Annotated in this window: 21 protein-coding genes; 10 read left to right on the top strand and 11 right to left on the bottom strand. The window is 52.5% G+C overall.

Features of this window, described 5'->3' with window-relative positions:
• Positions 1-42 precede the first annotated feature (42 nt).
• From AB7C91_RS12540 to AB7C91_RS12505, 8 genes are all read right to left on the bottom strand, one after another.
• Positions 43-1041: a LacI family DNA-binding transcriptional regulator gene (locus tag AB7C91_RS12540; protein ID WP_428591955.1), complete on the bottom strand. Its 999-nt coding sequence runs from the start codon at positions 1039-1041 to the stop codon at positions 43-45.
• Positions 1042-1087: 46 nt separating this feature from the next.
• Entirely contained in the window at positions 1088-3439 is a 2352-nt protein-coding gene (locus AB7C91_RS12535; protein ID WP_332445876.1) for a TIM-barrel domain-containing protein, read from the bottom strand.
• Between the two features lie 3 nt (positions 3440-3442).
• Positions 3443-4270, bottom strand: a complete 828-nt coding sequence (locus AB7C91_RS12530; RefSeq protein WP_428591951.1) for a carbohydrate ABC transporter permease — start codon at positions 4268-4270, stop codon at positions 3443-3445.
• The gene (locus AB7C91_RS12525; protein WP_428591948.1) at positions 4263-5153 is read right to left on the bottom strand and encodes a carbohydrate ABC transporter permease; all 891 of its coding nucleotides are present in this window, start codon (positions 5151-5153) and stop codon (positions 4263-4265) included. Before AB7C91_RS12525 ends, AB7C91_RS12530 begins: the two co-directional genes overlap by 8 nt.
• Positions 5154-5237: 84 nt before the next feature.
• Positions 5238-6494 (bottom strand): ABC transporter substrate-binding protein, encoded by a 1257-nt coding sequence (locus AB7C91_RS12520; protein ID WP_428591945.1) that lies wholly within the window; start codon positions 6492-6494, stop codon positions 5238-5240.
• Between the two features lie 255 nt (positions 6495-6749).
• Complete coding sequence (locus tag AB7C91_RS12515) at positions 6750-8213, bottom strand: M81 family metallopeptidase (protein WP_428591942.1); 1464 nt, start codon at positions 8211-8213, stop codon at positions 6750-6752.
• Complete coding sequence (locus AB7C91_RS12510) at positions 8210-8953, bottom strand: copper homeostasis protein CutC (RefSeq protein ID WP_332445881.1); 744 nt, start codon at positions 8951-8953, stop codon at positions 8210-8212. Before AB7C91_RS12510 ends, AB7C91_RS12515 begins: the two co-directional genes overlap by 4 nt.
• Positions 8950-10347 carry an alpha-L-fucosidase gene (locus tag AB7C91_RS12505; RefSeq protein WP_428591959.1) on the bottom strand — a complete coding sequence of 466 codons (1398 nt, stop codon included), beginning with the start codon at positions 10345-10347 and terminating at the stop codon, positions 8950-8952. The genes AB7C91_RS12510 and AB7C91_RS12505 overlap by 4 nt, the downstream gene beginning before the upstream one ends.
• A gap of 146 nt (positions 10348-10493) precedes the next feature.
• Here AB7C91_RS12505 and AB7C91_RS12500 point away from each other — a divergent pair, with 146 nt between their 5' ends.
• Genes AB7C91_RS12500 through AB7C91_RS12480 form a run of 5 tightly spaced genes read left to right on the top strand, consistent with a single transcriptional unit; the run spans position 10494 to position 17835 of the window.
• On the top strand, positions 10494-11417 hold the full coding sequence (locus AB7C91_RS12500) for an ABC transporter permease (protein ID WP_332445883.1): 924 nt from the start codon (positions 10494-10496) through the stop codon (positions 11415-11417).
• A complete protein-coding gene (locus AB7C91_RS12495) occupies positions 11417-12310 on the top strand; it encodes a carbohydrate ABC transporter permease (RefSeq protein WP_332445884.1) in 894 nt (297 codons plus the stop codon). Before AB7C91_RS12500 ends, AB7C91_RS12495 begins: the two co-directional genes overlap by 1 nt.
• Positions 12311-12354: 44 nt before the next feature.
• Complete coding sequence (locus AB7C91_RS12490; RefSeq protein WP_428591937.1) at positions 12355-14058, top strand: ABC transporter substrate-binding protein; 1704 nt, start codon at positions 12355-12357, stop codon at positions 14056-14058.
• A gap of 27 nt (positions 14059-14085) precedes the next feature.
• Positions 14086-15555 (top strand): arylsulfatase, encoded by a 1470-nt coding sequence (locus tag AB7C91_RS12485; protein WP_332445886.1) that lies wholly within the window; start codon positions 14086-14088, stop codon positions 15553-15555.
• Between the two features lie 48 nt (positions 15556-15603).
• Positions 15604-17835: a helix-turn-helix domain-containing protein gene (locus AB7C91_RS12480; RefSeq protein ID WP_428591933.1), complete on the top strand. Its 2232-nt coding sequence runs from the start codon at positions 15604-15606 to the stop codon at positions 17833-17835.
• A 3-nt stretch (positions 17836-17838) separates the two neighbouring features.
• Here the strand turns inward: AB7C91_RS12480 and AB7C91_RS12475 are convergent, their stop codons facing one another.
• Complete coding sequence (locus AB7C91_RS12475; RefSeq protein ID WP_428591930.1) at positions 17839-18897, bottom strand: hypothetical protein; 1059 nt, start codon at positions 18895-18897, stop codon at positions 17839-17841.
• A gap of 140 nt (positions 18898-19037) precedes the next feature.
• Here AB7C91_RS12475 and AB7C91_RS12470 point away from each other — a divergent pair, with 140 nt between their 5' ends.
• The 3 genes from AB7C91_RS12470 (at position 19038) to AB7C91_RS12460 (ending at position 22446) form a co-directional block, all read left to right on the top strand.
• Entirely contained in the window at positions 19038-20375 is a 1338-nt protein-coding gene (locus tag AB7C91_RS12470) for an ATP-binding protein (protein WP_332445889.1), read from the top strand.
• 2 nt (positions 20376-20377) lie between these two features.
• On the top strand, positions 20378-21082 hold the full coding sequence (locus tag AB7C91_RS12465; RefSeq protein WP_332445890.1) for an RloB family protein: 705 nt from the start codon (positions 20378-20380) through the stop codon (positions 21080-21082).
• 71 nt (positions 21083-21153) lie between these two features.
• Entirely contained in the window at positions 21154-22446 is a 1293-nt protein-coding gene (locus AB7C91_RS12460; protein ID WP_428591926.1) for a UDP-glucose dehydrogenase family protein, read from the top strand.
• 55 nt (positions 22447-22501) lie between these two features.
• Here the strand turns inward: AB7C91_RS12460 and AB7C91_RS12455 are convergent, their stop codons facing one another.
• Together AB7C91_RS12455 and AB7C91_RS12450 are read right to left on the bottom strand one after the other, a co-directional pair.
• The gene (locus AB7C91_RS12455) at positions 22502-22795 is read right to left on the bottom strand and encodes a hypothetical protein (RefSeq protein WP_428591923.1); all 294 of its coding nucleotides are present in this window, start codon (positions 22793-22795) and stop codon (positions 22502-22504) included.
• A gap of 79 nt (positions 22796-22874) precedes the next feature.
• Positions 22875-23360: a hypothetical protein gene (locus AB7C91_RS12450; RefSeq protein ID WP_332445893.1), complete on the bottom strand. Its 486-nt coding sequence runs from the start codon at positions 23358-23360 to the stop codon at positions 22875-22877.
• A gap of 170 nt (positions 23361-23530) precedes the next feature.
• On the opposite strand from AB7C91_RS12450, the gene AB7C91_RS12445 reads away from it, so the two are divergent.
• Together AB7C91_RS12445 and AB7C91_RS12440 are read left to right on the top strand one after the other, a co-directional pair.
• Positions 23531-24826, top strand: coding sequence for an ABC transporter substrate-binding protein (locus tag AB7C91_RS12445; RefSeq protein ID WP_428591920.1), 1296 nt, complete (start codon positions 23531-23533; stop codon positions 24824-24826).
• A gap of 26 nt (positions 24827-24852) precedes the next feature.
• Positions 24853-25552 (top strand): carbohydrate ABC transporter permease (locus AB7C91_RS12440; RefSeq protein ID WP_428591917.1); only part of this gene is annotated, 700 nt, incomplete at its 3' end.

Here is a 25552-nt window from a genome sequence, read left to right as displayed (position 1 = left end):
ATGAAAAAAGGGAATCTGGAAACAGGTTCCCTTTTTTCATCTTCACCCCTTGCTGCTCTGCCGGGGGATCAACTTGGACTGCAACACATGCTTGGTCTTTGCAGAAGAGCCGGTGGTAATCACCTGGTTGAGAATGCTCACCCCGAGCATACCCATCTCCTGCAACGGAAGCTCGAAAGTAGTGATCGGAACATTCCAGAAGGATGAGAAATCACGGTTGTCGAATCCTACCACGCGTACCTGTTGCGGAACGAGGAAGCCCAGCTTCTGCAAAGCGGAAATGGCACCGGCGGCAATGTAGTCGTTCGCACAGAAAATGCCATCGGTATCAGGAGACGCGGCCATCAACTGCATTGCAGATGCAAACCCATGATCAAAGTCATAATTGCCGAAGTACGAATCCTTCGGCATGGGCAAATTCAGTTCCTGCACCCGCTCGGAGAATCCCTTCAGGCGATCCTGGACCGAAAGCCTGTCCTCGGGGCCGCAGATCATCGCAGGATGACGCATCCCGCACCCAAACAGATGTTCGGCTGCCTGATACCCTCCCGTCTGATTATCCGGAATGACGCTGATCATATCCGGAGTATCCATATTCACCGACACAATCGGAATATCTGAATTCTGCGTATCCAGATTGAATTCCTTCCAAATCGGCAGATGATGACAGAATAAAATCCCCTCAACCTTATGACTTTTTAAAAATTGATAAGCCTTCTTCAAGTCGTTGCCGAACTCAATCCCGGAAACGAAGAACAGGGAATACTGGCCGCCGGCGAGCCCGTGCTCGATGCCCCGGACGATCTGGTTCACGAATGTCTCGGTAATATCGGCCGCCAAGCAGCCGATGATCCCCGACGATCCCCGTTTCATCCGTGAAGCATTCCAGGAAGGAACATACCCCAGCTGTTCGATCGCCTCAAGCACTTTCCTGCGGGTGGCTTCCCCCACCGGACGCTTCCCGTTGAGCGTATGGGTAACGGTGGCAGGGGATACCCCGGCTGCCTGTGCCACATCCAAAATGGTAACTGTCTCGGGCATATCCCTTCCTCCTACGCTCCAGTGTACGGCCTTCGGTAGGGTTTTGTCACCCTATTATCGACAGCAACCGGCTTTGTCCTTCCTGCAAGGCATCCGGATCGAACACCGAATCAGAACATGAGAACCCCGCAGGAACCTCAATGCGGAACATCCGCTTTCCCTTGCCCTCGATCCCTTGCCTAAGCTTGGTCACCCTGACCGAATTGCGTGTTACTGCACACTCCCACAGATTGTAGGACTGTTGATCCAACTCCGTAAGCCCGTCATCCTCGAAGTACTGTGTGGTAACAGTTTTCTGCTCGGTCAGGCACGGGAATACCAGGAAGACCACCTCCGTAAACAATGCCGAGCGGAGGTGCTGAACTCCCCTTGTGGTGGGAATCGCAGACCCTTCCTTTGCAAACCACTGCACCGACCCATCACACGGGTAGGGAACCACACATTCACTTCCCCCCCGATACGCATTTCCTTCCTTGCTGTACCACCACAATCCTTTGGGAAGATACACGGAAGTCTCCGTCTTCCCTTTCTCAGTAACCAATACTTTCAGGATCGAAGGACCGAACAGTGAATGGACGCAGTCAACCGCAATCGCATCATCCTCAGGGAATTCGAGGTGCAACGATCGTTCCAGAGGAATACCCTCAGTTGCCGCAGAATAGGCGCACGTGTACAAATATGGCATGAACCGGTAGTGCTCGCAGATCAGGCTTCGAATCGGGTCCAGAGCAGTAGGATACGACCATGGTTCGGTGGGGTTGCCATCCTCACGCCAGGAATGGATGACGAACCTGCCCTGGAACACCGCCGACTGACAGGAGCGGATCAGCAATTCCTCCTCCGGAAACACACCGAAGAATCCCCCCAGATCATGCCCGAAATAGGGCAGACCAGAAAGACCGAACCCAATGCCCATATATTGGTTGAAGTGAAGCGTTTTCCAATCGCTTGCATTATCGCCTGACCATGTCCTGGCATAGCGCTGCAACGAAGCATATCCGCTTCTCGAGTAAATCCAAGGACGATGATGGGGTTGGGCCTCCTTGAATACCTCATAGGAAGCCTGGGCCATCTTGATCGGATACAACGAGCGGGTCTTGTATGCCTCCACGCCGACATCCTCCAACTCCAGCTCATTATTGTCGTTCCAGATGCCGGTGCATCCATGATCGATGTATTGTTCCTTCAACTGGCTCTTCCACCAGTTCTTTGCATCGGGGTTGTTGAAATCAATGAACGAAGCATCCCCGCCCCAGAAGAATTCCCGGTAGGGTTGCCCGTTTTGGTCCTTGATCAGATACCCTTGTTCCTTGAGCTTCTCATACCAAGGGTGGGAGGTCAGGATCCCAGGCTTAATATTCATGCAAAGATTGTACCCACGCTCGGAAAGCGATGTGAGAAAGGCCCGATGGTCGGGAAACTTCCGGGTATTCCACAGGAACGCATACCGCTTTCCCTCCGGGCTTTTCAGATATCCGGACGAAACATACATCCCCTCACAGGGGATTTGATGCTCTTCAATGGTGGCAAAATAGGCGAGCATCCGATCCTGTGCATCATCAGGTTCCACATAGTTCATGGAAGAACCGAAGAACCCGAAACTGAACAACGGAGGGAAGGCGGGAAAACCGGTAACCCGGTAGTATTGTGCCATGACCTGATGATAATCATCCCCCAAGAGCACATAGTATGCATACGGACCGCCCTCGCTTTCCACCATGAAATAAAAAGGACTTTCCCTGCCCAGGTCTATTACCCTGATCACACTCTGGTCGAACAGCAAACCCGAGACCAATTGCTGCTTCGGATTGTGTTTCAACAGGAACGGAACCGATTTGTACAAAGGATCGGAATTGGACGCATCATAGCCGAGCGAGTCCCGGTTGAACATTGAAAACCGTCTCCCCCTTCGGTTGGGGCTTCCGCTCTTATCCCCCAATCCGTAGAATTCATCGTCCGCTTCCAACGGGAAATTGAATCGGCCGAAGGAATCAGCACATCCTTCCTTGGTGAAGCAGCGCAGTTGATACGAGGGGAGTACCGTATCGGCAGTCCCGACTCTTCCCCCGTGATGGAGCCTGCCACGGTACCATACGCTCACCGATGCTGTTTCTTTTTCCACGACGATCCTCGTCTCCCTGCAACTGAGCACAAAGACACGGTCCTCGTCCTGGATGACAAGTACATCATCCGATGCCAAATGCGTCGCCGGTTCGGTCATATACTCGCTGGCCTGTTCATATGCCGGTTCGATGCGAATCGAGGAAAACTGATAGGAAATCCGTACGATTTCCGACGTAAGGAAGGAAAAATGGAGTGCGCCTCCCGTACCCTTGGCAACTGCATGCCTCAAATCGACCAAAGAGCACGTGGTGAGTGAGTGAATGATATGTTTCATGCCTTATCCTTTAACTGAACCTGCGGCGATGCCGGAGAAGAAGAAACGCTGGAAAGTCAGGAAAACCAGAATGACCGGTATGATGGCTATGGTGGTCATGGCCAGCAGATCGGACCAATTGATCTGCAGCTGTCCTACGAAATTGGCCAATGCCTGCTGAATGGTCTGTTTTCGATTGTCGGTGATGACGATCAAGGGCCAGAGATAGTCATTCCACCGCCACATGAAGCTGAAAATGGCGATGGTCGCCACAATGGGCTTGCTCATCGGCAGGATCAGGCGGAAAAAAATCGTAGCCTCACGTGCACCGTCGATACGGGTCGCCTCGATCAGGGAATCGGGAAGCGTCACCAGATACTGGCGCGCCAAAAAGACTCCCGTTGGGGTCGCCGCTGGAGGAATGATGATGCCCCACAGGGTATTGAGCATTCCCAGCTGCTTGAGTTGCAGGAAAATCGGGATCATGATGACCTGCAGCGGAATCATAAGGGTTGCGATCATGATGGTGAATATGGCATTTCTTCCAACGAACACATACTTGGCCAATGCATAGCCCGCCATGACGTTGATCAGTACGGTCAAAGCGGTGGAAACCACCGCAACCCATACCGTATTGGAAAAGTATATCGGAAAGTTCCCTGCCTTCAGGGAGCTGACATAGTTTTCCAACGTCCACTCTTGGGGAATGAAGGTCAAGGGAATGCGGAAGAGTTCGCTCTGTGGTTTGAACGAGGAAAGCATGACCCAAAGCACCGGAAGCAGCGTCACCAAGGATAGGATGATCAAAACACCATAGTGTGCATAGGTGGTGGTACGACGGCTTTTATTCATTGTCCTGCTCCTTCCCGTTCAACTTGAACTGTACGACGGTGAACAACGCGATGATCAGCATCAACACAATGGACATGGCGCTTGCGTATCCCATCCTGTCCTCAAGGAAGGCGACTTGGTATACCTGTTGCACGATCAGCTTGGTTGCATACCCCGGGCCTCCCTTGGTCATTACTGCGATCAGCTCATACGCCTTAAAGGAGGCGATGGTCGAGAGGACCAACACCACCAACAGTGTGCTGCGCAGCATCGGCAGCGTAATCGAGGTGAAAGTTCTTGCCGAACCGGCCCCGTCTATGGTTGCCGCTTCATACAATTCGGTAGGGATTGCCTGCAGGCCTGCGATCAGGACAACCATGTAATAACCGGCCTGAGCCCAGATGGAAACACCGATCAGGGAAACCATGGCAAGCTTCCCATCGGTAAGCCAGCCGACCGGAGAAAGTCCGCTTGCGCGCAGCAGATAATTGATGATGCCCATCTCATCTCCGAGAATGAACCGCCAGGCGATACCGACGGTGATCATGCTCAGCAGTGACGGTATATAGAACAATGAGCGGAAAAACTTCTCGCCCTTGAGTGTATTCTTGTGAAGCAGCAAGGCCAGGACCAATGCATAGACCATAATCAGGCTGACGGTGAAGACCGAATAGACCAAGGTGTTGCTGAATGTTTTCCAAAACACCATATCCCCGGCCAATTCCTTGAAGTTTGCCAACCCGATGAAGCGTTCGGGGGTGAACACGCCCCATTCGGTCAAAGACATCCGCAGTCCCTGGATGGCGGGAATGATGATGAACGTGCCGAAAATGAGGATGTTGGGAAGTAGAAAAAGTAAGGGAGCCGCTGTCTGGTGGAAATTCCCTTTTGTGTGATGTTTCATACTGATGCCCTTGGGCAGGAATACCTGCAAGGTGGAAGAATCGGGCTCCTCCCCAAAAAGGGAGGAGTCCGATATCCAAAAGTGTTACTTGAAGTAGGTGCTGCCCTTGGCGTCAACGTTGGCTGCAGCCTGTTCGGCGGTGATGTTGCCGAGCAGGACTTCCACAATCTGTTCACGAATGTAGGTGGTCACCTTGCTGAGGTTGGTGTTCTTCCATTCATTCGCCGTATAAGCGGGAGTGACTTTCAGTTCATCCAGGAACACCTCGAAGTCCTTGCTGTTCGAAGGGTAGGTAACCTGGGCATCGGTCCGGGAAGGAATGTTGAAGGTGTCACGGCTGTATGCCTCGTTGTGGGCTTTGTCCGTGAAGGCGGCCATCAGCTTGAAGGCTTCTGCGCTGTTCTTGCTTCCTTTGAAGGATGCCACGAACTTTCCGCCCGGTACCGAGGAGTTGATCACGCCCTTGGGCATTCGCACCGCCTCCCATTCGAAGTTCTTCACGTTCTTGTTGTACGTGTTGATGTTCCAGCTGCCGCCGATATGTCCGGCGACCAAGCCTGCCTGGAAGAGTTCAGCCGGGTTCTCCGATCCGAGCCATACGCTCTTCGGTGCCAGTCCGGTATCATGCAGGTGCTTGAACCACTGCAATGTGGCGATGGTACCTGGATTGTTGAAATTGATGTTGGTCTGGTCCGCATTGAGGAAATGGCCGTTGAACTGATACAGCAAGGTGGAGAACCGATGCGGGGTGAAGTCGACGGTCAGGCCGTATTTCATCTCGGAATTTGCGGCGAGCACTTGCTTGATGATGGTTTCCCATTCCCGCCATGTCCAGGTCTTGCTTACCTCCTCAACATTGATGCCGGCCTTATCAAAAGCGGTCTTGTTGACCAGCATCCCGTTGGCGGTTGCCTCGGTGGGGTAGGCGACGAATTTCCCATCCTTGTTGGTGGCAAATGCTACCATGGAAGGAAGGAACTGCTGTTTCACCGCCGCAATGTCGGAGACATGGTTGTCGATGGGTTCCAGACTGTCCACCACGACCGAGAGGGTGTTTGTCGTGATCCGGGCGATGTCCGGTGGATTGCCCCCGCTGATCATGAGCTTCAGCTTCTGGTCGTACTCACTGTAGGCGACAATCTGCAAGTCAAGCTTGACGTGGGGATTGGCCTTCAGGTAGTCGTCGATGGTGTTGAGAAAAACATCCGACTCATTGGCGTCATTGAACCAGAGCACCGAGAGTGTGACGTCTTTCTGAGCTCCTTGTTCTTGGGTTCCTGCAGCACCGACTGTGGTGAGTGCAAGCAGGAATACCAGGAGAAATACCGATACGTGTTTCATTTTTTCCTCCTTTCAGGAATTGCAATCAATAAAGCAAATTTACGCAAAACGTTTTTACTACAGTAGTTTAGGAACAGGTTTTTCATTCTGTCAAGCAAGAAAGCAACGTGGCGTTCGATGATGCTGTTGATCGACTGCAAGCGATAAAATAGAGGGAAAATGATAATAATTATATCTATTGGAACGAAAAATAAGAAATCATGAAAAAGGGGAAGAAACGCAGGTATCTTCCCCTTTTGTGTATGGTTCTGGCATTCAGATCAAAGAGAGTTCAGCCTCAAACGCAACATCCAACGGATACAGAGGACGGGGCAGGTTCCGATAGGGCAGGCGCATGAACAATTCATCGGACGAACCGGTGGTCAAAGCCAAGATCGAACGCTTGGAGATGCTGCGGATCTCATTTTCCAGATACCCCAGCTTCACCACTATGACCTTGCGTCGGGTGGGTTCTACGCCGAGGCTACGCATCATCTCCGGGTCGTAGCAACCGACATGCCGGTCGAATACCACCACCTCGATCCCGTCGAGGGAAAGCAGGACAAGATTCGCCTCCTGCCAATCCTGATTCACACGAAGCACCCGAGCATTGACCTTGAGACTCTTGCTGGTGCGTTTGTCGAACTTTGCGCCCAGTTCACATCTGATTTCGTTCCCTACTCCTGCCTCTATAGCTGCGCTGACGACCTCAGGGTCATAGAACCCTTGGTAGAGAAGTGGAGGATCGAGATGGGAGAGAACCGGGTCTGCAAGCAACGATGCAAGGAAGGTGGTTACATCCGCACTGCTTCCGGCGGTCGGGTTATCCCCGCTGTCGCTGATCACCACCGGGAAGGTCCCGTCCCGTAACGATTGCTTGGTCGCTTCCACCGCTTTCTCAGGCAGGAGCGCTTCGGTGTAGAATCCGAATTGGGCACGTTTGTTCCAGAACAAGGAAGCAAGCTCCTCGGCCAACCTGTCCGCCTGTTCTTGGTCGTTCTGGGTGACCACCACCGCATGTACCGCATTCTCCGTTCCGTCGGCCCAGGGGAAGCCCAGCAGGTAGGAACACGCCAATACGCCGTCCTCCTGTTCCCGTTTTCGTAATTCCCGGATCAGGCTCCGCATCGGTTCAACCGAAGTCTCGCTTTGTTCCCCGGCGATCAACATAGGAATCCGAACAGCTGCCATAGTCGGGCGTTTCCCGCTTTCCAAGGTTCTGATCGCCATTAGGGCCGTATGGATACCGGTTTCATAGGTATCGGTATGCGGGGCGCACTTGTATCCGACGAACCCATCTGCGGCTTTCCGCATCCGTCTGGTGAGGGTGGCATGCATGTCCAGACTGGCAAAAAGCGGGGTGGTGGGATGCTGCAACCGAATCGCTTCCAGCAAATCCTGTTCAGCTTCCCCGATGGATTGGACGCGCATGCTGCCGTGCAGCGAGAGACAGATGGCATCGAGGGGACCCGCTTCCTTCAATTGGGTGAGCAACTCTCCCTTGAGCTGTTCATAGTAGGCACGATCCCAAACCCCGTTCGGGACTGCACTGGCCAACAAGGAGGGGATGACTTCGTATCCTGCGGCGATCAGGGTGTGGATGATCCCACTAGAGGAGTTCTCCCGCTTGGCCATCATTGCCTGACCACGAATGACATGGATCGCTTCCTTGGTGGTGATGATCGGGTTGAAGGTGTCGGACTCGTGATGCAGACCTCCGACAAAAATCCTGGCTTTCATACCAGACCTCCCTGCAAAGCGGTGATCGTCTTCACCCTGGCCGGATCGGTGTGGGAGATACTGAACTCAGGCTGTCTGAGCATGCCTCCCATATAGATATGATCGGGCCTGAATGCCATGGAGGATTCATAGGTGCCGGGGAGGAATACGTGATACTCCTTGGCGCCCACTTGTTGGTGGATGGAAGCAAAGTTGCGTTCGGTGATGCCGCAGCCGGGCATGACGATGATCTTATCCCCCGCCTGCTCGACCAGCGAGCGCAACGTCTGAATCCCTTCGCCGACCGTAGCCTCCATGCCGCTGGTCAGTACCCGGTCGACTCCCAGGCCAATGAGGGTCTCGAGCGAACGGGAAGCATCCACTGTCATATCAAAGGCACGGTGGAAGGTGACCGAACAAGGGCGGGCGAGGGCGATCAGCTCGGCGCTGCGCTGTACATCAATCTGTCCGTCCGCAGTAAGGATGCCGAATACGATGCCGTCACAACCGGCTTCCCTGAACAGGCGGACATCTTCCTTCATGGCCTCGAACTCGAGGTCACTGTAGCAGAAATCCCCGCCACGCGGACGAATCATGACGTTCATCGCAATGGAGGAACGGGAACGGGCCGTCTTGAAGGCCCCCAATGAGGGAGTGGTTCCCCCTTCGAAGAGATCGGCGCAGAATTCCACGCGGTCGGCTCCGCCTTGTTCTGCGGCCAGTACACTTGCAATTGATTCAAGACAGACTTCTATGGTCATACAGTACCTTCCTTTTGCAGTATGATATGCAGATTGGGTTCGAGAATTTCCGTACGTTTGAGCGGCTCTCCCACCGTATGGAGACAGAGCATATGCTCGCCTTTGGTGAGCAACACCCGATCGGTCAGGCTGTCGCCGCTCCGGTTTGCCTGCAAGCTGTGATAGCTTGTCTTTCCATCCAGGAGAAATCCCAGTTTCTGCTCCTGCTTGAGCGGTTGCTCGCTCATCCAGGAAAGGGAAACCCAGGTATCCTCGGAAACAGAAACCGCCCAAGAGAGGGAGGTGAGAATCGGATGATAGGAATAATAGTCTGATCCGGTATATCGATAGAGCCCTTCCCCCCTTCCCGTATCCAACTGTTCATGGATGAACGGTTGGACAGCCACTTGTATTCTCCGGTCCTGCCGACGCAACGGCTGTTCCGCCAATGCTTTCCCGATTCCCAACAGAACCCGCTCTTCGAACTCCTGAATCGATCCGTCTCCGGTCAATCCGATATTCAGGAGATAGTTTCCCCCTTGTTGCACCACACTGCGGGCAGTTTGGCTGAGTTCTGCGATTTTCGTTGCATCGTCGCCCCGTTCCTGCCAACTGCGGTATCCCCAGGTTTCCTTATAGATGGAAGCAGGCGTCTGCCATGGACAATCGAGGCGGACCGAAGGAAGTTCATTATCTCCCATCGTCAGGAAATCCTGGCAGTCGTTCCAGATCCTCCCATTGATCATGCACTGCGGCTGCAGACGGGACACCAAATCACGTACTTGTTCGGACTGCGCTGCAGTGGGAAAGCCCATATCCATCCAAAGCTCGCAGATGTTTCCGTAATTCGAAAGCAATTCGGTCAGTTGGGCGATGTTGAGATTTTGATGTGCCGGTACGATTGGGTCGCTGTTGTGGCTGCTGATGGGCATTGCTTCGGGAAAGTGCCAATCGATCCAGGAGAAGTAGATACCGAATTGCATGTCATATTTGGTGCATGCATTGCGTACTTCCCGTACAACATCCAAAGAACAGGCGGCATGGTTACTGGAGTAATCGGTGGTCTTGGTATCGAACAAGCAGAATCCGTCATGATGTTTTGCACTGAGGACCACGTACTGCATACCTGCCTGTTTTGCAACCGAGACGATATGGTCGGCGTCGAACGCAGGCAGGGAGAATTGCCCTGTCAAAGCTTCATAGTCGCCTTGGGGAAGGTATCCATGGGACAAAATCTGTTCGGAATACCCGCGCGTGATCCGCTTTCCTTTCCAGACTCCCCCAAGCAATGAATACAATCCAAAATGGATGAATAATCCGAATTGCAGATTCTGCCACTGCTCTTGCTTTGTTTTGTGCATGCGCTGCTCCTTGTGCTCAGCATAGGATGGTTTTCCCGCTTCACCCAGCGTCAAAATCTGCAATCGAAACCGCAGGATGCGTCAATTTTTGAATCTACGACGCATGATGCAAAAAATGACGCTTGCATTGGTACCTGTACGCATGCAGCTTTGGAAACTTGACTCTTCTGCGTTGATGGCTTCCATGCGACGATTTTTCCATGAAGAAAGCGATCCTGCACCCAAGACCGTCCCGATGGAGAAGACATTGGCAATTTTATGTCATTGTCGCTCTTCCCATGCTCTATTTCCTGTTGTTCAAATATCTGCCCCTCTACGGGGTATTGTTGGCATTCAAGCGCTATCGGGTAAGCCAAGGGATTTGGAACAGTCCTTGGGTGGGATTGTACCAATTCGGAAAGTTCTTCAAGAATCCATCGAGTCTGAGGATCATGTACAATACCTTTTCCTTGAGTATGTACGCCTTGGTATCCTCCATACCGCTTGCCGTCATCCTTGCGATCGCCCTGAATGAGGCCGGTTCACGGCTTTGGAAAAAGAGTGTGCAGATGATCACCTACGCCCCATACTTCATCTCCACGGTTGTCATGGTAGCCATCCTTATGCAATTCCTTGATCCTGCACTCGGATTGTTCAACACCATACGTGCCTTGTTCGGAAAACCCTCGGTGAATTACATGGGTGAGGCCACTCTTTTCAAACATATCTATGTCTGGTCGGCGCTCTGGCAGAATACCGGATACAACGCCATCATCTACCTTGCCGCCCTGACGGGCATCAACCCGGAACTCTACGAGGCCGCCCGGGTCGACGGGGTGAACAAATTCCAGAAGGTTTGGTATGTCGACCTTCCCTCGATCAAGAACACCATCGTAATCATGTTCATCATGAACATGGGCTTCATCATGAGTCTTGGCTTTGAAAAAGCGTTTCTCATGCAGAATCCCTTGAATCTGGAGAGCGCCGAGATCATGTCCACCTACGTCTACAAGATGGGGTTGATCAACAGTGACTTCAGTTATTCGACGGCCATCGACGTGGTCAATTCGGTGATCAACATCATTCTGATCCTCACTTTCAACCATCTGGCGAAGCTGCGCAACAAAGAGGGAGGGCTGTGGTGATGCATTATAGGAAAAAGGAATTGCTGACCGACCGGCTCTTCTCGGTAGTGGTCAATATCTTCTTGTTCGTCAGTCTGGTCATCGTCCTCTATCCCTTGCTCTACATCATCTCCTGTTCATTCAGCGAACCGCAGATGGTCATGGCAAAGAAGGTGTGGCTGTTGCCGGTGCATTTCGACCTGGTAAGCTACCAGGCGGTATTCACCAACAAACAAATCGGAACCGGGTACCTGAACAGCCTCTTCTATATGGTAAGCGGAACGGTGGTAAGTGTCCTGTTGACCATGCTGCTTGCCTATCCGCTTTCCCGCAAGGAATTCACGGGAAGGAAATTGGTCACCAAGCTCATTCTGTTCACGATGCTGTTCAGCGGAGGCACCATCCCGCTGTATCTGGTCGTACGGAATCTGGGGCTTTACGACACCCGGCTGTCCATCATCCTTCCCAACGCCATTACCGTATGGAATGTCATCATCGCCCGGACCTTTCTGCAGGAAAACATATCGGATGAATTGTATGAGGCGGCACAAATCGATGGATGTTCGGACATCCGCTTCCTGGTTTCCTTCGTGTTTCCCCTCAGCGGGGCGATCATCGCAGTACTGGCCCTGTTCTATGCAGTAGGGCAGTGGAACAAATATTTCGATGCACTCTTGTATCTGCAGAACCAGGCACTCTACCCGCTGCAGATTGTGCTGCGCAATATCCTGATCATCAACCGCAACACCCCATCCATGACCATGGACGTGGAGGCTGCGATACGTGCGCAAGGACTGAGTGAGACGATTCGCTATGCAATCATCGTGGTTGCCAGTGTACCGCTTCTGGTCATCTATCCCTTCGTCCAACGGTTTTTTGTGAAGGGTGTGATGATAGGATCGGTCAAAGGATAAGGGACTAGGATGCCGTTCGGCATCTGGTACATAAGGAGGAGTCCATGAAAAAGACAGCCTGTATCGTATTGTTGGTCGCACTTCTGTTGCCGGCCAATCTCATTGCCCAGGGATCCAAGGATGCCGGGCCTGCCAAGAGTTCGGTGGAATACACCCCCGCAGGGACGTTCCCCATCGTCAAGACACCCATCACCGTGGATATCATGGTGGCTCAGCCTCCCTGTGTGGAAGACTACAACACCAACCGGTTCACCAAGTACATGGAAGAGAAAACCGGCATCAAAGTGAATTACATCATGATCCCGGAACAGGCTGCAACCGAGAAGCTCGCCTTGGTTCTGGCCAGCGGTGATTATCCTGATGCCTTCTTGGGATTCGCCATCAACAATGAGCTGGAAACCACCTACGGGGCGCAGGAAAAACTGTTCCTGCCGTTGAACAAGTATTATACTCCTCAGTGGATGCCCAACATGATGAAGGCGCTCGACCAATTCCCCGGCGGTGTGGGCTTCATGACCAACATCGATGGAAACATCTATTCCGTACCCCGTCTGGAAGGGTGTTACCATTGTTCCAACCAAGCCAAGATGTTTGTGTATCAACCGTTTCTTGACAAACTGGGGTTGAAGACGCCTACCACCACCGATGAGTTCTACCAAGTGCTGAAGGCGATCAAGGAACAGGATCCCAACGGCAATGGGAAGCAGGATGAAATTCCCCTTGCCGGTTCGATCATCGGTTGGTCCGATCAAGTGGAGCGGTTCCTGCTCAATTCCTTCATTTATTGCGATCTGGACACCAATATCAATGCGAATGCCGATGACAATGTAGGCTATATGATGGTCAACGGAAAAGTCGACACCGCCATGAACAAGGATGCATACAGACAGGGACTTTCCTATGTCAACAAATTATACAAGGAAGGTTTGATCTACAATGGATCCTTCACCCAGGATTCCAGCCAGCTGACCCAGTTGGTGGAAAGTTCAGCCCAGCCGGTCGTCGGTTTCGCCACCGGTGGCTGGAGAGGCCAGTTCGCTACCATCGGCGGTGAACGTTTCAATCATTTCCGTGCCATCGCTCCGCTGAAGGGGCCCAAGGGTGTCCAGTACACCGTTGCATTCTTCCAGAATCCTGAGATCGGACAGTTGGTGCTCAGCTCCGATACTCCGTATGCTGATGCCATCATGCGCTATTTCGATTACATGTACAGCCCGGAAGGTACGTTGCTGCAGCGCAACGGATTCCAAGGCGAGGCATGGGATTGGGCTACACCCGGACAAATCGGATTGGATGGGAAACCCGCAGTCTGGCAGCAACTGACGTTGTGGAACGACAAGGACCCGCAGAACGACACCTGGATCCAGACCTATGCCGCTGCGATGACCCCGGCACTCAAGAATGGTCTTGCCAAGGAGCCTTCGACCCCTTCCGATCCCAACTACTATCTGCCGGAAAACAACGAGAAGACGCTGTATGACGAAACCAGTCAGCTGTACAAACCCTACGAGGATACCTCCGTTGAGGTTCCCGTGCTCAAGTACACTGCCGACGAAAGCGAGCAGTTCTCCACTGTCAAACGGGAACTTGCCAACTATATCCGTCAGAGCGCTGTCAAGTTCATGGTGGGTTCACTGGATGTCAATGATGACAAAGTATGGAATGAATATGTAGCCAACCTTGACAAGCTGCAGATGAAAGCCGTCTTGAACTTGATGCAGACAGCCTACAACCGCCAATACAAGTAATTTTGCTTACTGATCGGGAGGAGTGGAATGGAGCAAACGAAACCGAACATTGTGTACATCCTTACTGATGATCTGGGTTATGGGGATGTCTCATCACTGAACCCCGGATGTCCGTTTGCAACCATCCACTTCGACCGACTTGCTGCTGAAGGCATGACGTTCACCGACGCGCATGCCACCAGTGCCGTGTGTACCCCAAGCCGATACAGCATTCTCACCGGTCGGTATAATTGGCGCTCCCGTTTGAAGAGTTATGTATTGGGAGGATTTTCCTCCCCTTTGATCGAACCGGGGCGTCCTACGATTGCTTCCATGCTCTCAAAAACCGGGTATTCGACCCATGCCGTCGGTAAATGGCATCTGGGTATGGATTTTGCGAAAGAGGAAGGATTTGTTGAAGCGGATGAGTTTGCCGATAGCCATCCCGTAGATTATACCGCCCCGATCAAGGGTGGTCCGGTGGATGTCGGCTTCGATTCCTTCTACGGCATCAGTGGGTCGTTGGATATGCCTCCGTATGTGTATATAGAGAACGATCGATGTACGAAGGTGCCTGCAAGGTTGACCAAAGGAACCGGCAAGGGATTCTGGAGGGAAGGGTTGACCGCCGATGATTTTGTCCATGAACAGGTGCTCGACCATCTGACCGACAAGGCGATCGAGGTCATCCAATCTCCGCATACTAAGCCGTTCTTCCTCTATCTGGCCCTGCCTGCCCCCCATACCCCGATTCTTCCCGCCAAGCGGTTCCAAGGTCGTTCCCATACCAATGCCTATGGGGATTTTGTCCTGCATTGCGATGATGCGGTGGGCCGTATCCTGGATGCGCTCGACCAAGCGGGGTTGACGGGAAATACCTTGGTGGTCCTGACCAGCGACAACGGCTGTTCCCCCATGGCTGACTTCGCCGAGCTAGCCATGGCAGGGCATCATCCCAGTTATATTTTCCGGGGTATGAAAGCCGATATCTATGAAGGCGGGCATCGGGTCCCGTATCTGATGCGCTGGCCTGGACATCTTCCGAGTCAGGTTCGGTGCGATCGTCTGGTATGCCTGTCCGATCTCTATGCGACGCTCGCCGAATACCTTGGCGTGGCACTTGCCGAAGGCGAAGCGGTGGACAGTGTCAGCATGCTTTCACTGTTCTCCGATCCATTTGGCGAACAACCCAGGACTTCGCTGGTTCACCAAAGTCTGGATGGATCGCTTTCCCTGCGCAAGGGCCGGTGGAAACTTGAGATGTGCAAAGGTTCGGGAGGATGGTCGTATCCGGTTCCTGGAAGTGCTGAGGAACAGGCGCTCTCTCCCATCCAATTGTATGATCTTGCATCCGATATCAAGGAAACGAACAACGTGGCGGATGTATATCCACAGGTGGTCGCAGCGCTTCGTTCCGAGCTGATGCAGATCGTATCCGATGGCCGCAGCACCCCGGGACCGAAACAAAACAATGACGGAGTGCAGATTTGGAAAACCGTCCAGTGGTTGGACGATTGAAAGTGAGTATCCGGAATATGAGGTAAGTATGCTATACTGCCCACGCCTATGAGAAATCCCAATCACAAGATCATCAACTCCAGAACCATTCTGCTCTTCCTGACAGCCTTGGTCTTGTGTTCGATCATACTGATTCTCTCCCAGCATTGGATGCTTACCACGGTTCGGAAGGACAAGCAGGAGCAGACGTATGAAAAACTGCAGTTGATCCGTTCCACCACCGATCTTTCCATGGACCAGATGTTCAAGCTCAGCCAATTGCTGTTGCTCGACAACGACATCGCCAAATTCATTTACCAAGCCCAGGTCCCCAGTGGATCCTATGAAATCCAGACGATCATCGATGCCAAGGCACTACTGCCTACCTCGACGAGCATCAATGCCATGCTCGCTGAAATCTATGTTTATTCGAATCGAAGCGGGTATATTCTCTCCTCTCATAATGCCTTTCTTGATCCCGAGCAGATGTATAGTTCGATGTTCGCCTTCCAGGATCTCAACTACCGACAATTCAAATCGACCTATCTTACCCCGGTCTTCACCCGTGCCTTTTTCCCAGAAACCTCGGTGTTGGTGCAAGGGCGCCGTCGTTCGGTCATCCCATTGGTCCAGACCTTTCCCTTGAACAATCCTGCGGCAAATGCAGGAAAGATCATGTTCCTGCTGGATAGCGATTATTTTTCCGCCTTGTTGTCCTCTCAGGCGGACGGACCGAATCCTACGGTCTATGTGACCGATGGAACGGGTGCGATCATCAAGACGGTAGGGGATGTTTCTCTGATCCCCGAAAAGTGGTATGAGGACGGACAGCATCGAATCACGATTGCCGGCAAGCCTTACATCCTTTCAGTGGTTACCTCCTCGCAAAGCGGGCTTCGGTTCTCCAGCCTGCTTTCCCTGAAGGAGATCAATGCAATGCTCAACCCCCTTTGGTGGATTCTCGCCTTCCTGAGTGTCGGCATGTTTCTTACCCTGGGGCTGTTCTCGTTGTATATGCTTGAACGAAGCAATCGGGCATGGACCGATCTGGTCGGTCTGGTAGGTGCTTCCCATGCCCCATTACCCTATGAGCAGGCGGTCGGGTACATCAAATCCGTCGTTGAACAGGACCGCTCTTCGGTACGGGATGCCGGGGGGATTCCGTTCATCACCGATGCATTTTTCCGCCGGCTCATCCATGGCAAGATGCTTGGGACTTCCGAGATCCAAGCCATGCTCAAGCAGGTCCAGAAGGATATAGACCTTACCTCTGTCTATACGTATCAGATGGTGCATATCGCCATCCAGGAATCTCATGAGTATCTTTCCAGTGGATACTTGCAGGATATTGATTTCACCCGAATCGCAGCCCAGAAGCAGGCCCGACACGCATTTGGTGAACAATACTATTTGTATATGGATTATTCATTCTCCATCTGGATCATGCTCTGGCATGTGGATAAAGCGTATCTGGATCACCAGATTACGCTATTCTGGAAGGAATTCCAGCAAGTGGCTCCTTGCAGCACCACCATGGCGGTAAGCTCGCCCAAACAACGATTGGAGGACATATTCTCTGCTACCAATGAATGTGGGGAAGTGCAGCAAAGCCTGGTATGCGAGAAACAAGGGGAAATGATGCGGCGCTTTTCCGACTTGTCCTTGCGGCATGAACCCTACCAGTACACTGCCGACATGGAACGGAGGCTCTCGGGGGCAGTGCTCAAAGGGGATGAACAGGGGCTGGAAGAAATACTGAAGACCATTGAACAGGACAACTTTGTTTTACGGAGTCTTGCCACCCAGGAGCATGCCAATCTGATGAAAGTGCTGTATGCAACGGCCATCAAGCTTGGACAGTCGCTGCATCTGCATTTGTGCCAATCGATGTTTTCTTCCTTTTCCGAGGCAAAGCAGTTTTTCCGTTCCCAGGCACAGGCGATCAGGCAGACACGAAGCGACAAGGATGAACTGCTTTTGCAACGCATCATTTCCTATATCCATGACCGCTATGCCGATCCATCCCTCAACCTGTCCAATATGGCAACGGATTTTTCTTTGAAGGAAAGCTTTCTCTATCATTTCATCCAGACGAAAATGGATACATCCTTTGCGCAGTATCTGGAACAGTACCGACTGGAACGGGCAGCTTCGCTGTTTGCCGAGAAGCAGATGACGATCGGGGAAATCACCCTGCTTTGCGGGTATGCAAACCCGCAGACCTTCCGCAGGGCATTCCAAAAGCGCTTCGGCATGCTGCCTTCCGATTATCAGAAAATGGTACTGTACCAGAAACAATGAACGCTACAACCCACTGAGAATCTCCACCGTGATGGTTGCCCGGTACGTTCCTTCGGCGGCATGGTCCAGATCCTGTTGGGAGACTCCCATGCTGATTGAGGCTGGATTACACGCTGACATGGGTGGTTGCCAAGGGTTGAATGGACTGTTGTAGGGAATCTCGCACTGATTGGCGTAGAGCTTGAATGGAAGGATGACCGAAAAATCGGTTTGCAAGAGGAGCCTGAATGAAGGATACCCGGTTTGGGAGAAGCGCACCGTTACTTGGTTCATACCAAGATAGGTATTCTCCAGATTTTCCACCGTCAAGGTAAGCGTAGTAAGTTCGATCGGCAAATCAACCGCATCGTTGATGTCCTCAATACAGACATCCTCATTGGAAAAGCACAGACTGTAGGATGGGGCATCGGCAATATTGTACAGGAACTCCCAGAACCCAAGACCAGGATCCCCGATGGGAATTGTGTTTATTCCTGCCGGTCCACTGGCTCCTCCCCCTAGGATGGGAACAGGATTGGTACCCTCTCCTTGGTTGCTCAACGTAGGTAGCAGGGTAGTATCGTCATCATGGAGCAAGAAATACTGTTGCACTCCCACCCCTACCAATTGGAGAGAGGAGAGCCAGAAATTGTTCAGAAGATTGCGGTATTGGTTTTTCTGCACCATGATGTAGATGCCTACCGGTTTGGTGGCGTCCAGATGGTAAAACATGAGAGTCTTCTGGGATGAGAGATACGTATATGCGAGATTGCCATCAGTGCGAGAATACCGTATCAGGATAGTGCCTTCGACATTCGCAGATTCAAGGTCCTGATGATCCAGATAATAGAATTGCACCTTTGCAACAGCAATGGAAGGACCGACCAATTCCAGCGTGGTGGGAATGTGATCTGGATCGATTGCCAGCGTCCCGGCAAGAAAGCCGATGGAATTGTTCTGCCATTGGTCATACAGAAAATCGGCTGCATCCTGGGTGGTATAGGTACTGATTGCAATCACCGGTGCCAAGCAAAAAGAGAGAAGCAGAAAATTGATGCAAGCGATGCGGAATATCGGTTTCATGGGTCCTGATTACGAAAAAGGTTGCCTGTAGTATGAAACCGATCCCTCCATTTGTCTAGGAAAAGTATCCCTGTAGCGAGCAAAGATTTCCTGCTTGTTCCCTGTCTCATTTCCTGCTACAGTTTTTCTGGAGGTTTCGTATGCTGGTACGGTTTACCGTAGGCAATTTCCTATCCTTCAACCAACGACAAAGTCTGGCGATGCTCATGGGGCAAACAGACCATGACGATGACCGCTTGTTTGCCGTACAGAATCTGCATCTCCTAAAGTTTGCAGCCTTGTTCGGGGCCAATGCCGCAGGCAAGTCGAATGTGGTCAAAGCAATGGCATTCGCCCATCGCATCATCCTACTCGGAACTTCCTCAATTACCAATATCGGGCAGTACTCCCGTCAGGAGCATGCAAACCGTGACCGGACTTCATATTTTGAGTTTGAGATCGTGGTCAAGGACCGCCTCTTCGCCTACGGATTCGAGCTGTTGCTTGCCGATAGGACCATTACCGAGGAATGGCTGGTGGAATTGGCCCCTGACCACGAACGGACGTTGTTTGTGCGTAATACGCAGACCGGCACCTATTCCTACGATCCATCCTTGGTCTCCGAGGAACTTCGCCCCCGTTTCGAGATCTACCTTTCGGACATGCAATCAGTTGTATCCGTCCTGTTCTTGCATCATATCGTCACTGACAAACAGGCCCTCTACCAATCTGACAGCCAGCTCAGTCTTTTGTTGGACATCCATCAGTGGTTTGTTCGCCTTACCCTCGCAAACCCTACATCCTCCCTTTCGGGCTACAGCGCCATCGCCGTAGAGAATCCCAAGGAACTGGGGTCGGCCATCACCCATTTTGCGACCGGAATTTCCAAGGTACGATTCACCCCCATTTCCCGCTCTCTTGTCGCAGAGCGGGTGCCGTTGGTGCATCAATCGCAATTCGAGCAGGATGTATCCACGTGTCTGGCCAAGCAGCAGGCTTATCGACTCCAGATAGGCCCGCGACTGTTCCTGCTGCGCTATGAAAACGGGGAACCTCATTTCTTTGAGATCAGCTTTGAACACGACGGGCAGGAATACAGCTATGAAGAGGAATCCGATGGAACCCGCAGATTGTTTGATTTGTTGTCGGTCATGGTCACCGCTCAGCCTGCAAGCGTATTGGTAGTGGATGAAATCGATCGTTCGCTGCACCCGCAGCTGACCTTGCAATTCATCCGCACCTACCTGCAATTGGCATCCGTGAGGGATCTGCAGTTGATCATCACCACACATGAGAGCCATCTGCTCGATCTGGAGCTGCTCAGACGGGATGAGATTTTTTTCGTGGAGAAGGATGGGCAGGGTTCGAGTGTCATCTATCCGTTCGACCAATTCCAGGAGCACTTTGATAACACGCTTGAGGAAGCATATCTCAACGGGCGGTATGGAGGAGTACCCCGCTTCTCCTCCATGTACGTTCCTCAGGAGGTGGATGTGTGAGGATGGGGACCCCGTTTGGAGAACGATACGCCGTTGAGCGGAAGTCGGTGCTTCCCAAGAGCAGACACTTCATCGCTTGTGAAGGACGACGTACCGAGTACCAATATTTCAAGGGCTTGATGCAGTTCGCACCGGAATTGGGAATCTCTCCTGCTGTGGAAATGATCCCATTGCGGCATGGTCCGCATACCGGCAGCAACCCGTTGCATATTTATGAGGAAACCGCTGCATTGCTTGCTTCCTCAGGCCACTACCGCTCTGATCTGGACCATGTCTCGGTCATCGTCGACCGCGACCGGCACAGTTTTACTGCCCATCAACTTGAGCAGATGCTCATCCTCTGCAAGCAGGCAGGGTATCGGCTGTGCATCTCGAACCCCTGCTTCGAACTTTGGCTGCTCATGCATTACAGCGATCTCAGCGAATACGACCCCCTTGTTCTCTTGGAAAACAAACGGATAGGTAATCGCACCCAGGTGGAACGGTATCTGATGGAAAAGCTTGGAGGACGATATAATAAAAGCAGGATTCATTTCCTTGCCTTCTTCCGCGATCGCGTCCCCCAGGCGATCAGCAATGCACGGCGCTTTCCCAGTGAGGCCGATCATCTCAAAGAGAGTGTGGGCAGCGGAGTCGGTTCCCTGATAGAAGCATTGCAGCAGTCCTCTTCTGAAGAGACGCAGTATTGGACGGTTTGCGCTCCCTGATCTGTTGTGTAAAGTGTTGCATGAAAGGCCGAGCTATGGGAAAATCAAGGGAAATGTAGGGGAGAGAATACATGCAGTTGACCATTGCAGGAACCGGATATGTAGGGTTGGTGGCGGGAGTCTGTTTTGCCCACGTCGGACACGATGTGACATGCGTTGACATTGATGAGAAAAAGATCGAATTGCTCAACAGCGGGGTCAGCCCGATCTACGAAACGGACCTTTCTGAGTATCTGAGGGAAGGCTTGGAGCGTGGGTTGCTGCGTTTTACGACCAATTATCAGGAGGCCTACCGCAAGAGCGATGCGATTTTCATCGGAGTGGGGACTCCTGAGTTACCCGATGGATCGGCGAATCTCAGCTATGTCGCTTCGGTGGCACGCCAAATCGCCGAGCATGTCGAGCACGATTGCCTGGTGGTCGTCAAATCCACCGTCCCGGTGGGAACCAACGACAAAGTGGAACAGTTCATCAAAGATTCGTTGGTGCATCAAGTCCAGATACAGGTTGCCTCCAACCCCGAGTTCCTTGCCCAGGGAACGGCCGTGCATGACATGATGCATGCCCAGCGGATTGTGATCGGGGTGGAGGACAAGGGTGCCGAAGCGAAGCTGCGCGAGTTGTATGCCCCTTTCAATCTTCCCATTGTCGCAGTGAGTAGACGCAGTGCCGAAATGACCAAATATGCAGCGAATGACTTTCTCGCCCTCAAGATTTCCTATATGAATGATTTGGCCAATCTATGCGAACTGGTAGGGGCGAATATTGAGGATGTGGCGTTGGGCATGTCCTATGACGAGCGGATCGGCTCGCGGTTCCTCAAGGCAGGCATCGGTTACGGCGGAAGCTGTTTCCCGAAGGACACCAAGGCGCTGCAGTATCTGGCAACCCAATACGGGTACAACCTGCGTACGGTGCGTGCTGCAGTGGATGTGAACAACGAACAGCGGTACAAGCTGTACAGGAAGGCCTGCAACCGTATGATCACCTTCAACGGCATCAAGGTCGCAGTGCTCGGATTGGCTTTCAAGTCAGGGACGGACGACCTCAGGGAATCGCCGGCCATCTACAACATTCCCCTCCTCTTGGACCAGGGGGCGTTGGTGAAAGCCTTCGACCCGGTGGCTGAAGAGAACTGCAGGCGCCAATACCAATTTTCCATGGAGTATGTCGCAACGGTGGAAGAAGCACTGGATGGGGCGCAGGTTTGTTTCATCTTCACCGATTGGCCCGAGATCAGAAGCCTCCAGCCGTCGCGTTTCAAGGCCTTGATGCGTACGCCCCTTGTCTATGATGGGCGGAACCTGTTCAATACCCGGGCTATGTTGGAGGCCGGGGTGGAGTATTACAGCATCGGGCGTTGAGAAAAGAAAACGGGTCATTCGCATGCGAACGACCCGTTGTTCAAAGATTGCGCCATCAGCTCAGGACAAATTCAACCATGTGTTGCTTCGCCCCGGCGATGTTCCCGTTGTGCATCGCCCGCTTCACTTTGGAAAGCAAGGCTTTTCCCTCAGCTTCGGAGAGTGTGTTTCCTTCTATTGTCTGTGCAAGATTGACGCTCAAATCAAGCACTCCGTAAGCGGCTTCAATATTTCCCCGCTGCAGGTTCTCGATCAAAGCGGAATCGAGCAGTTCCAACAGAAACGGCGTGGTGACTACGGTGGATTCTTCACTGAATTGCATCGAGTCATACGGTGTATATCGTGTCATAGGCTTGGTTCCTCTTTTGGACATCAGGTCAATCGAATGATAACCTTCCATCCTCTCCTTCAACTATCGGCATAAATCCTTATTTTTTCAAGTAGTATAGATGGGTGTTGCTTTGATCGCCGACCAAGGTGAGTGTTTCGTTGCTCCCATCGCGACTTTGTGAATATACCACGGTGATGGGCAGTGTTTGTGAATCGACCTCAAAATCGAACCCTTCCTCCTGGGCATATACCAGATTCCCATACAGGGGAGGAAACCCTTCGATGGTCAGATGCATTTCCAACTGTTGGTTCTGTGTATCGTTCGTACCGAAGGCGAGGGTTTCCAGGCTTTGATCCCAGAGTTCGGGGAGCGTCGGCTTCCCTTCGGCTGTATCGAGTTCCCAGACGGTGTCCGCTAGGCGCTCGATTACATTCACCGCCTCCTCCTCGCTCGGTGCCTCGATCGGTTGGTAACTGCATCCGTAGCAGCCGAAGGCAAACAGAAAGAGCACCACGGCGGCAAAACTGGAAAGAATGGCCATTCGTGCTTTGCCTATCTTCTTGGTCGGTTGTTTCTCGTTCATCGATTCCTCCTGTGTTTGCATGCAGTATCAGGTGAGCATGGACCGGCGGATAGTTGCAAACAGAATCCCCGGCGTACGAAGTTTTGCTTTTTTTATTTGACGGATGGGAAACTTCACGCTAGAGTATAGATGCTGATTAAATGATTAATCAAACACTTAAGGAGGAATGTATGTCTATCAACCATACCAAGGGGGTAGTCCGTGCCCTTGCCCTGTCATTGGTGCTTCTGTGCTCGGTTTCCCTGCTTTTCGCCCAAGGGGCGAAAGAGAGCGGCGCACCGGCCGGACCTGTCGAACTGACCATCGCCACGTGGACGAGCAACCCCGACCAGATTGCTTTGCTGAATTCCTTTGTCCAGGGCTTCGCCCAGAAGAAAGGCATCGAGATCAACGCAACCTTTGAGTCGATCCCCTTCGCCGAGTACAACACCAAGCTTTCCTTGGAATTGCAAGGTTCCAAAGGCCCGGACCTCTTCTGGGTGTTGGAGACATCGGCTCCCGCCTTCATCGAAAGCGGATTGCTCGCCAACCTTGATGATGCCATGCAGGCGTATGATCCCAAGGATATTTCCCCCGATGCCCTGGCGTTGTGGAGCAAATCCGGTTCGGTCTATGCCATTCCGTTCTCCACCTCTCCGTTCTTTATCCTGTACAACAAGGACCTGTTTGCCAAAGCGGGCCTGAAGAGCCCTGAGCAGTATGCCGCCGAAGGAAGCTGGAATTGGGATACGTTCAGGATGGCCAGCAAAACCATCAAGGACAAAACCGGTATCTGGGGCTACCAGACAGTCGATGGACAGGGCTATGATGCCCGCATCCTGCACAACCTTGCTCCGATCGTACGCTCCTACGGTGGTGATTTCTGGACTGACGATGGGAAGATCTTGATCAACAGCGCAGAGTCGGTAGCGGCGGTGACATTGTTCCATGACATGGTCTACCAGGATGGTTCGGTGGTTCCTCCCGGAAACCAGAGTGACTTCTTTGCCGGGAATGCGGCCATGACGGTCGGCCAGATCTCCCGTGTTTCCAAGCTCAATGATGCACCCTTCGCTTGGGGGATCGCACCCATGCCCGCCGGTCCGAAAGGCGAGTCCCCGGTCATCGGACAGGCTGCCATCGGCGCCCACTCCACCGGAAAGCAGGTTGCCTTGGCCAGTGAACTGGTTGCCTACATGACCGATAAGGACAGTGTAGCGGCAATGGCCGGAATCTGGCCCCCTGCCCGTACTTCCGTACTTTCGTCCGAGGCCTTCCTTACCTCCAATAAGAGTGTGAGCAAGACCCAGATGCAGCAAGCCGTAGCCAACTCCATCAAGAACGGGCGGGTGCTTCCCAGCCATGTGAAGTATCCCCAGATCGAGGTCGAATCGAAGATGGTGTTCGACAAGTTGTGGCAGCCTAAGGCCGATGTCAAGGCGATTCTTGATGAAGTCGCCGGTGTATACGGCAAGTACATTAAATAAAGCAGGCACCAAAGGAGTCAGGACGTATGCAAAAAGGCAGCCTTACCACGAATCACCGACAGGAAGCGCTTATCGGTTGGGCGTTCATCGCCCCACAAATGGCAGGGTTTTTCCTTTTCGTCCTGCTCCCCTTGGGTTCGGTATTTCTGTACAGCTTGCAGGAGAAAAACCTGCTGTTCGGCACCAGTGCGTTCATAGGGCTTGGGAATTTCCGAACCCTTGCCAAGGATCCGCTCTTCATCAAGTCGTTGCTCAATACCTTGGTGTTCAGTTCTGGTGTGGTCCCCTTGAACCTTTTGTTCAGTCTCCTGCTTGCTCTGTATCTTGGAGCAGGCTCGAGAGGGACCGGTTTTGTGCGGGGCATCATCTTCCTTCCGGTGGTCACTTCCGGGGTTGCCTGGGCCATCGTCTGGAAATATCTGCTGCAAGGAGGTGCCGATGGGCCGGTGAACTACGTGCTCGGTCTCTTCGGACTGCAGGGTCCGAACTGGCTGTTTGAAAGCGGATGGGCCATGACCAGTGTCATCGTAACCCGTGTTCTGAAGAACCTGGGCATGAACGTCCTGATCTTCATGGGAGCGGTGATGAACATGCCCGGTGATGTCATTGAGGCAGCCCATATCGACGGAGCGAAACGGTTCACTCTCTTTTTCAAGATCAAGCTGCCGTTGCTGATGCCTACCGTCATGATGGTGAGCATCGTCACCATCATCGGTTCGATGCGGG

The sequence above is a fragment of the Sphaerochaeta sp. genome (assembly GCF_050256055.1).
Taxonomy (GTDB): domain Bacteria; phylum Spirochaetota; class Spirochaetia; order Sphaerochaetales; family Sphaerochaetaceae; genus Sphaerochaeta.
The sequence above is the reverse complement of the archived record's forward strand: the minus strand, read 5'-3'. Positions and strand labels throughout refer to the sequence as shown.

Coding starts and splice junctions, on each gene's coding strand:
- AB7C91_RS12450 (WP_332445893.1), bottom strand. CDS start 23,360: ATGAACGAGAAACAACCGACCAAGAAGATAGGCAAAGCACGAATGGCC.
- AB7C91_RS12540 (WP_428591955.1), bottom strand. CDS start 1,041: ATGCCCGAGACAGTTACCATTTTGGATGTGGCACAGGCAGCCGGGGTA.
- AB7C91_RS12495 (WP_332445884.1), top strand. CDS start 11,417: ATGCATTATAGGAAAAAGGAATTGCTGACCGACCGGCTCTTCTCGGTA.
- AB7C91_RS12500 (WP_332445883.1), top strand. CDS start 10,494: ATGAAGAAAGCGATCCTGCACCCAAGACCGTCCCGATGGAGAAGACAT.
- AB7C91_RS12475 (WP_428591930.1), bottom strand. CDS start 18,897: ATGAAACCGATATTCCGCATCGCTTGCATCAATTTTCTGCTTCTCTCT.
- AB7C91_RS12530 (WP_428591951.1), bottom strand. CDS start 4,270: ATGAATAAAAGCCGTCGTACCACCACCTATGCACACTATGGTGTTTTG.
- AB7C91_RS12520 (WP_428591945.1), bottom strand. CDS start 6,494: ATGAAACACGTATCGGTATTTCTCCTGGTATTCCTGCTTGCACTCACC.
- AB7C91_RS12490 (WP_428591937.1), top strand. CDS start 12,355: ATGAAAAAGACAGCCTGTATCGTATTGTTGGTCGCACTTCTGTTGCCG.
- AB7C91_RS12510 (WP_332445881.1), bottom strand. CDS start 8,953: ATGACCATAGAAGTCTGTCTTGAATCAATTGCAAGTGTACTGGCCGCA.
- AB7C91_RS12480 (WP_428591933.1), top strand. CDS start 15,604: ATGAGAAATCCCAATCACAAGATCATCAACTCCAGAACCATTCTGCTC.
- AB7C91_RS12525 (WP_428591948.1), bottom strand. CDS start 5,153: ATGAAACATCACACAAAAGGGAATTTCCACCAGACAGCGGCTCCCTTA.
- AB7C91_RS12455 (WP_428591923.1), bottom strand. CDS start 22,795: ATGACACGATATACACCGTATGACTCGATGCAATTCAGTGAAGAATCC.
- AB7C91_RS12445 (WP_428591920.1), top strand. CDS start 23,531: ATGTCTATCAACCATACCAAGGGGGTAGTCCGTGCCCTTGCCCTGTCA.
- AB7C91_RS12485 (WP_332445886.1), top strand. CDS start 14,086: ATGGAGCAAACGAAACCGAACATTGTGTACATCCTTACTGATGATCTG.
- AB7C91_RS12470 (WP_332445889.1), top strand. CDS start 19,038: ATGCTGGTACGGTTTACCGTAGGCAATTTCCTATCCTTCAACCAACGA.
- AB7C91_RS12515 (WP_428591942.1), bottom strand. CDS start 8,213: ATGAAAGCCAGGATTTTTGTCGGAGGTCTGCATCACGAGTCCGACACC.
- AB7C91_RS12465 (WP_332445890.1), top strand. CDS start 20,378: ATGGGGACCCCGTTTGGAGAACGATACGCCGTTGAGCGGAAGTCGGTG.
- AB7C91_RS12535 (WP_332445876.1), bottom strand. CDS start 3,439: ATGAAACATATCATTCACTCACTCACCACGTGCTCTTTGGTCGATTTG.
- AB7C91_RS12460 (WP_428591926.1), top strand. CDS start 21,154: ATGCAGTTGACCATTGCAGGAACCGGATATGTAGGGTTGGTGGCGGGA.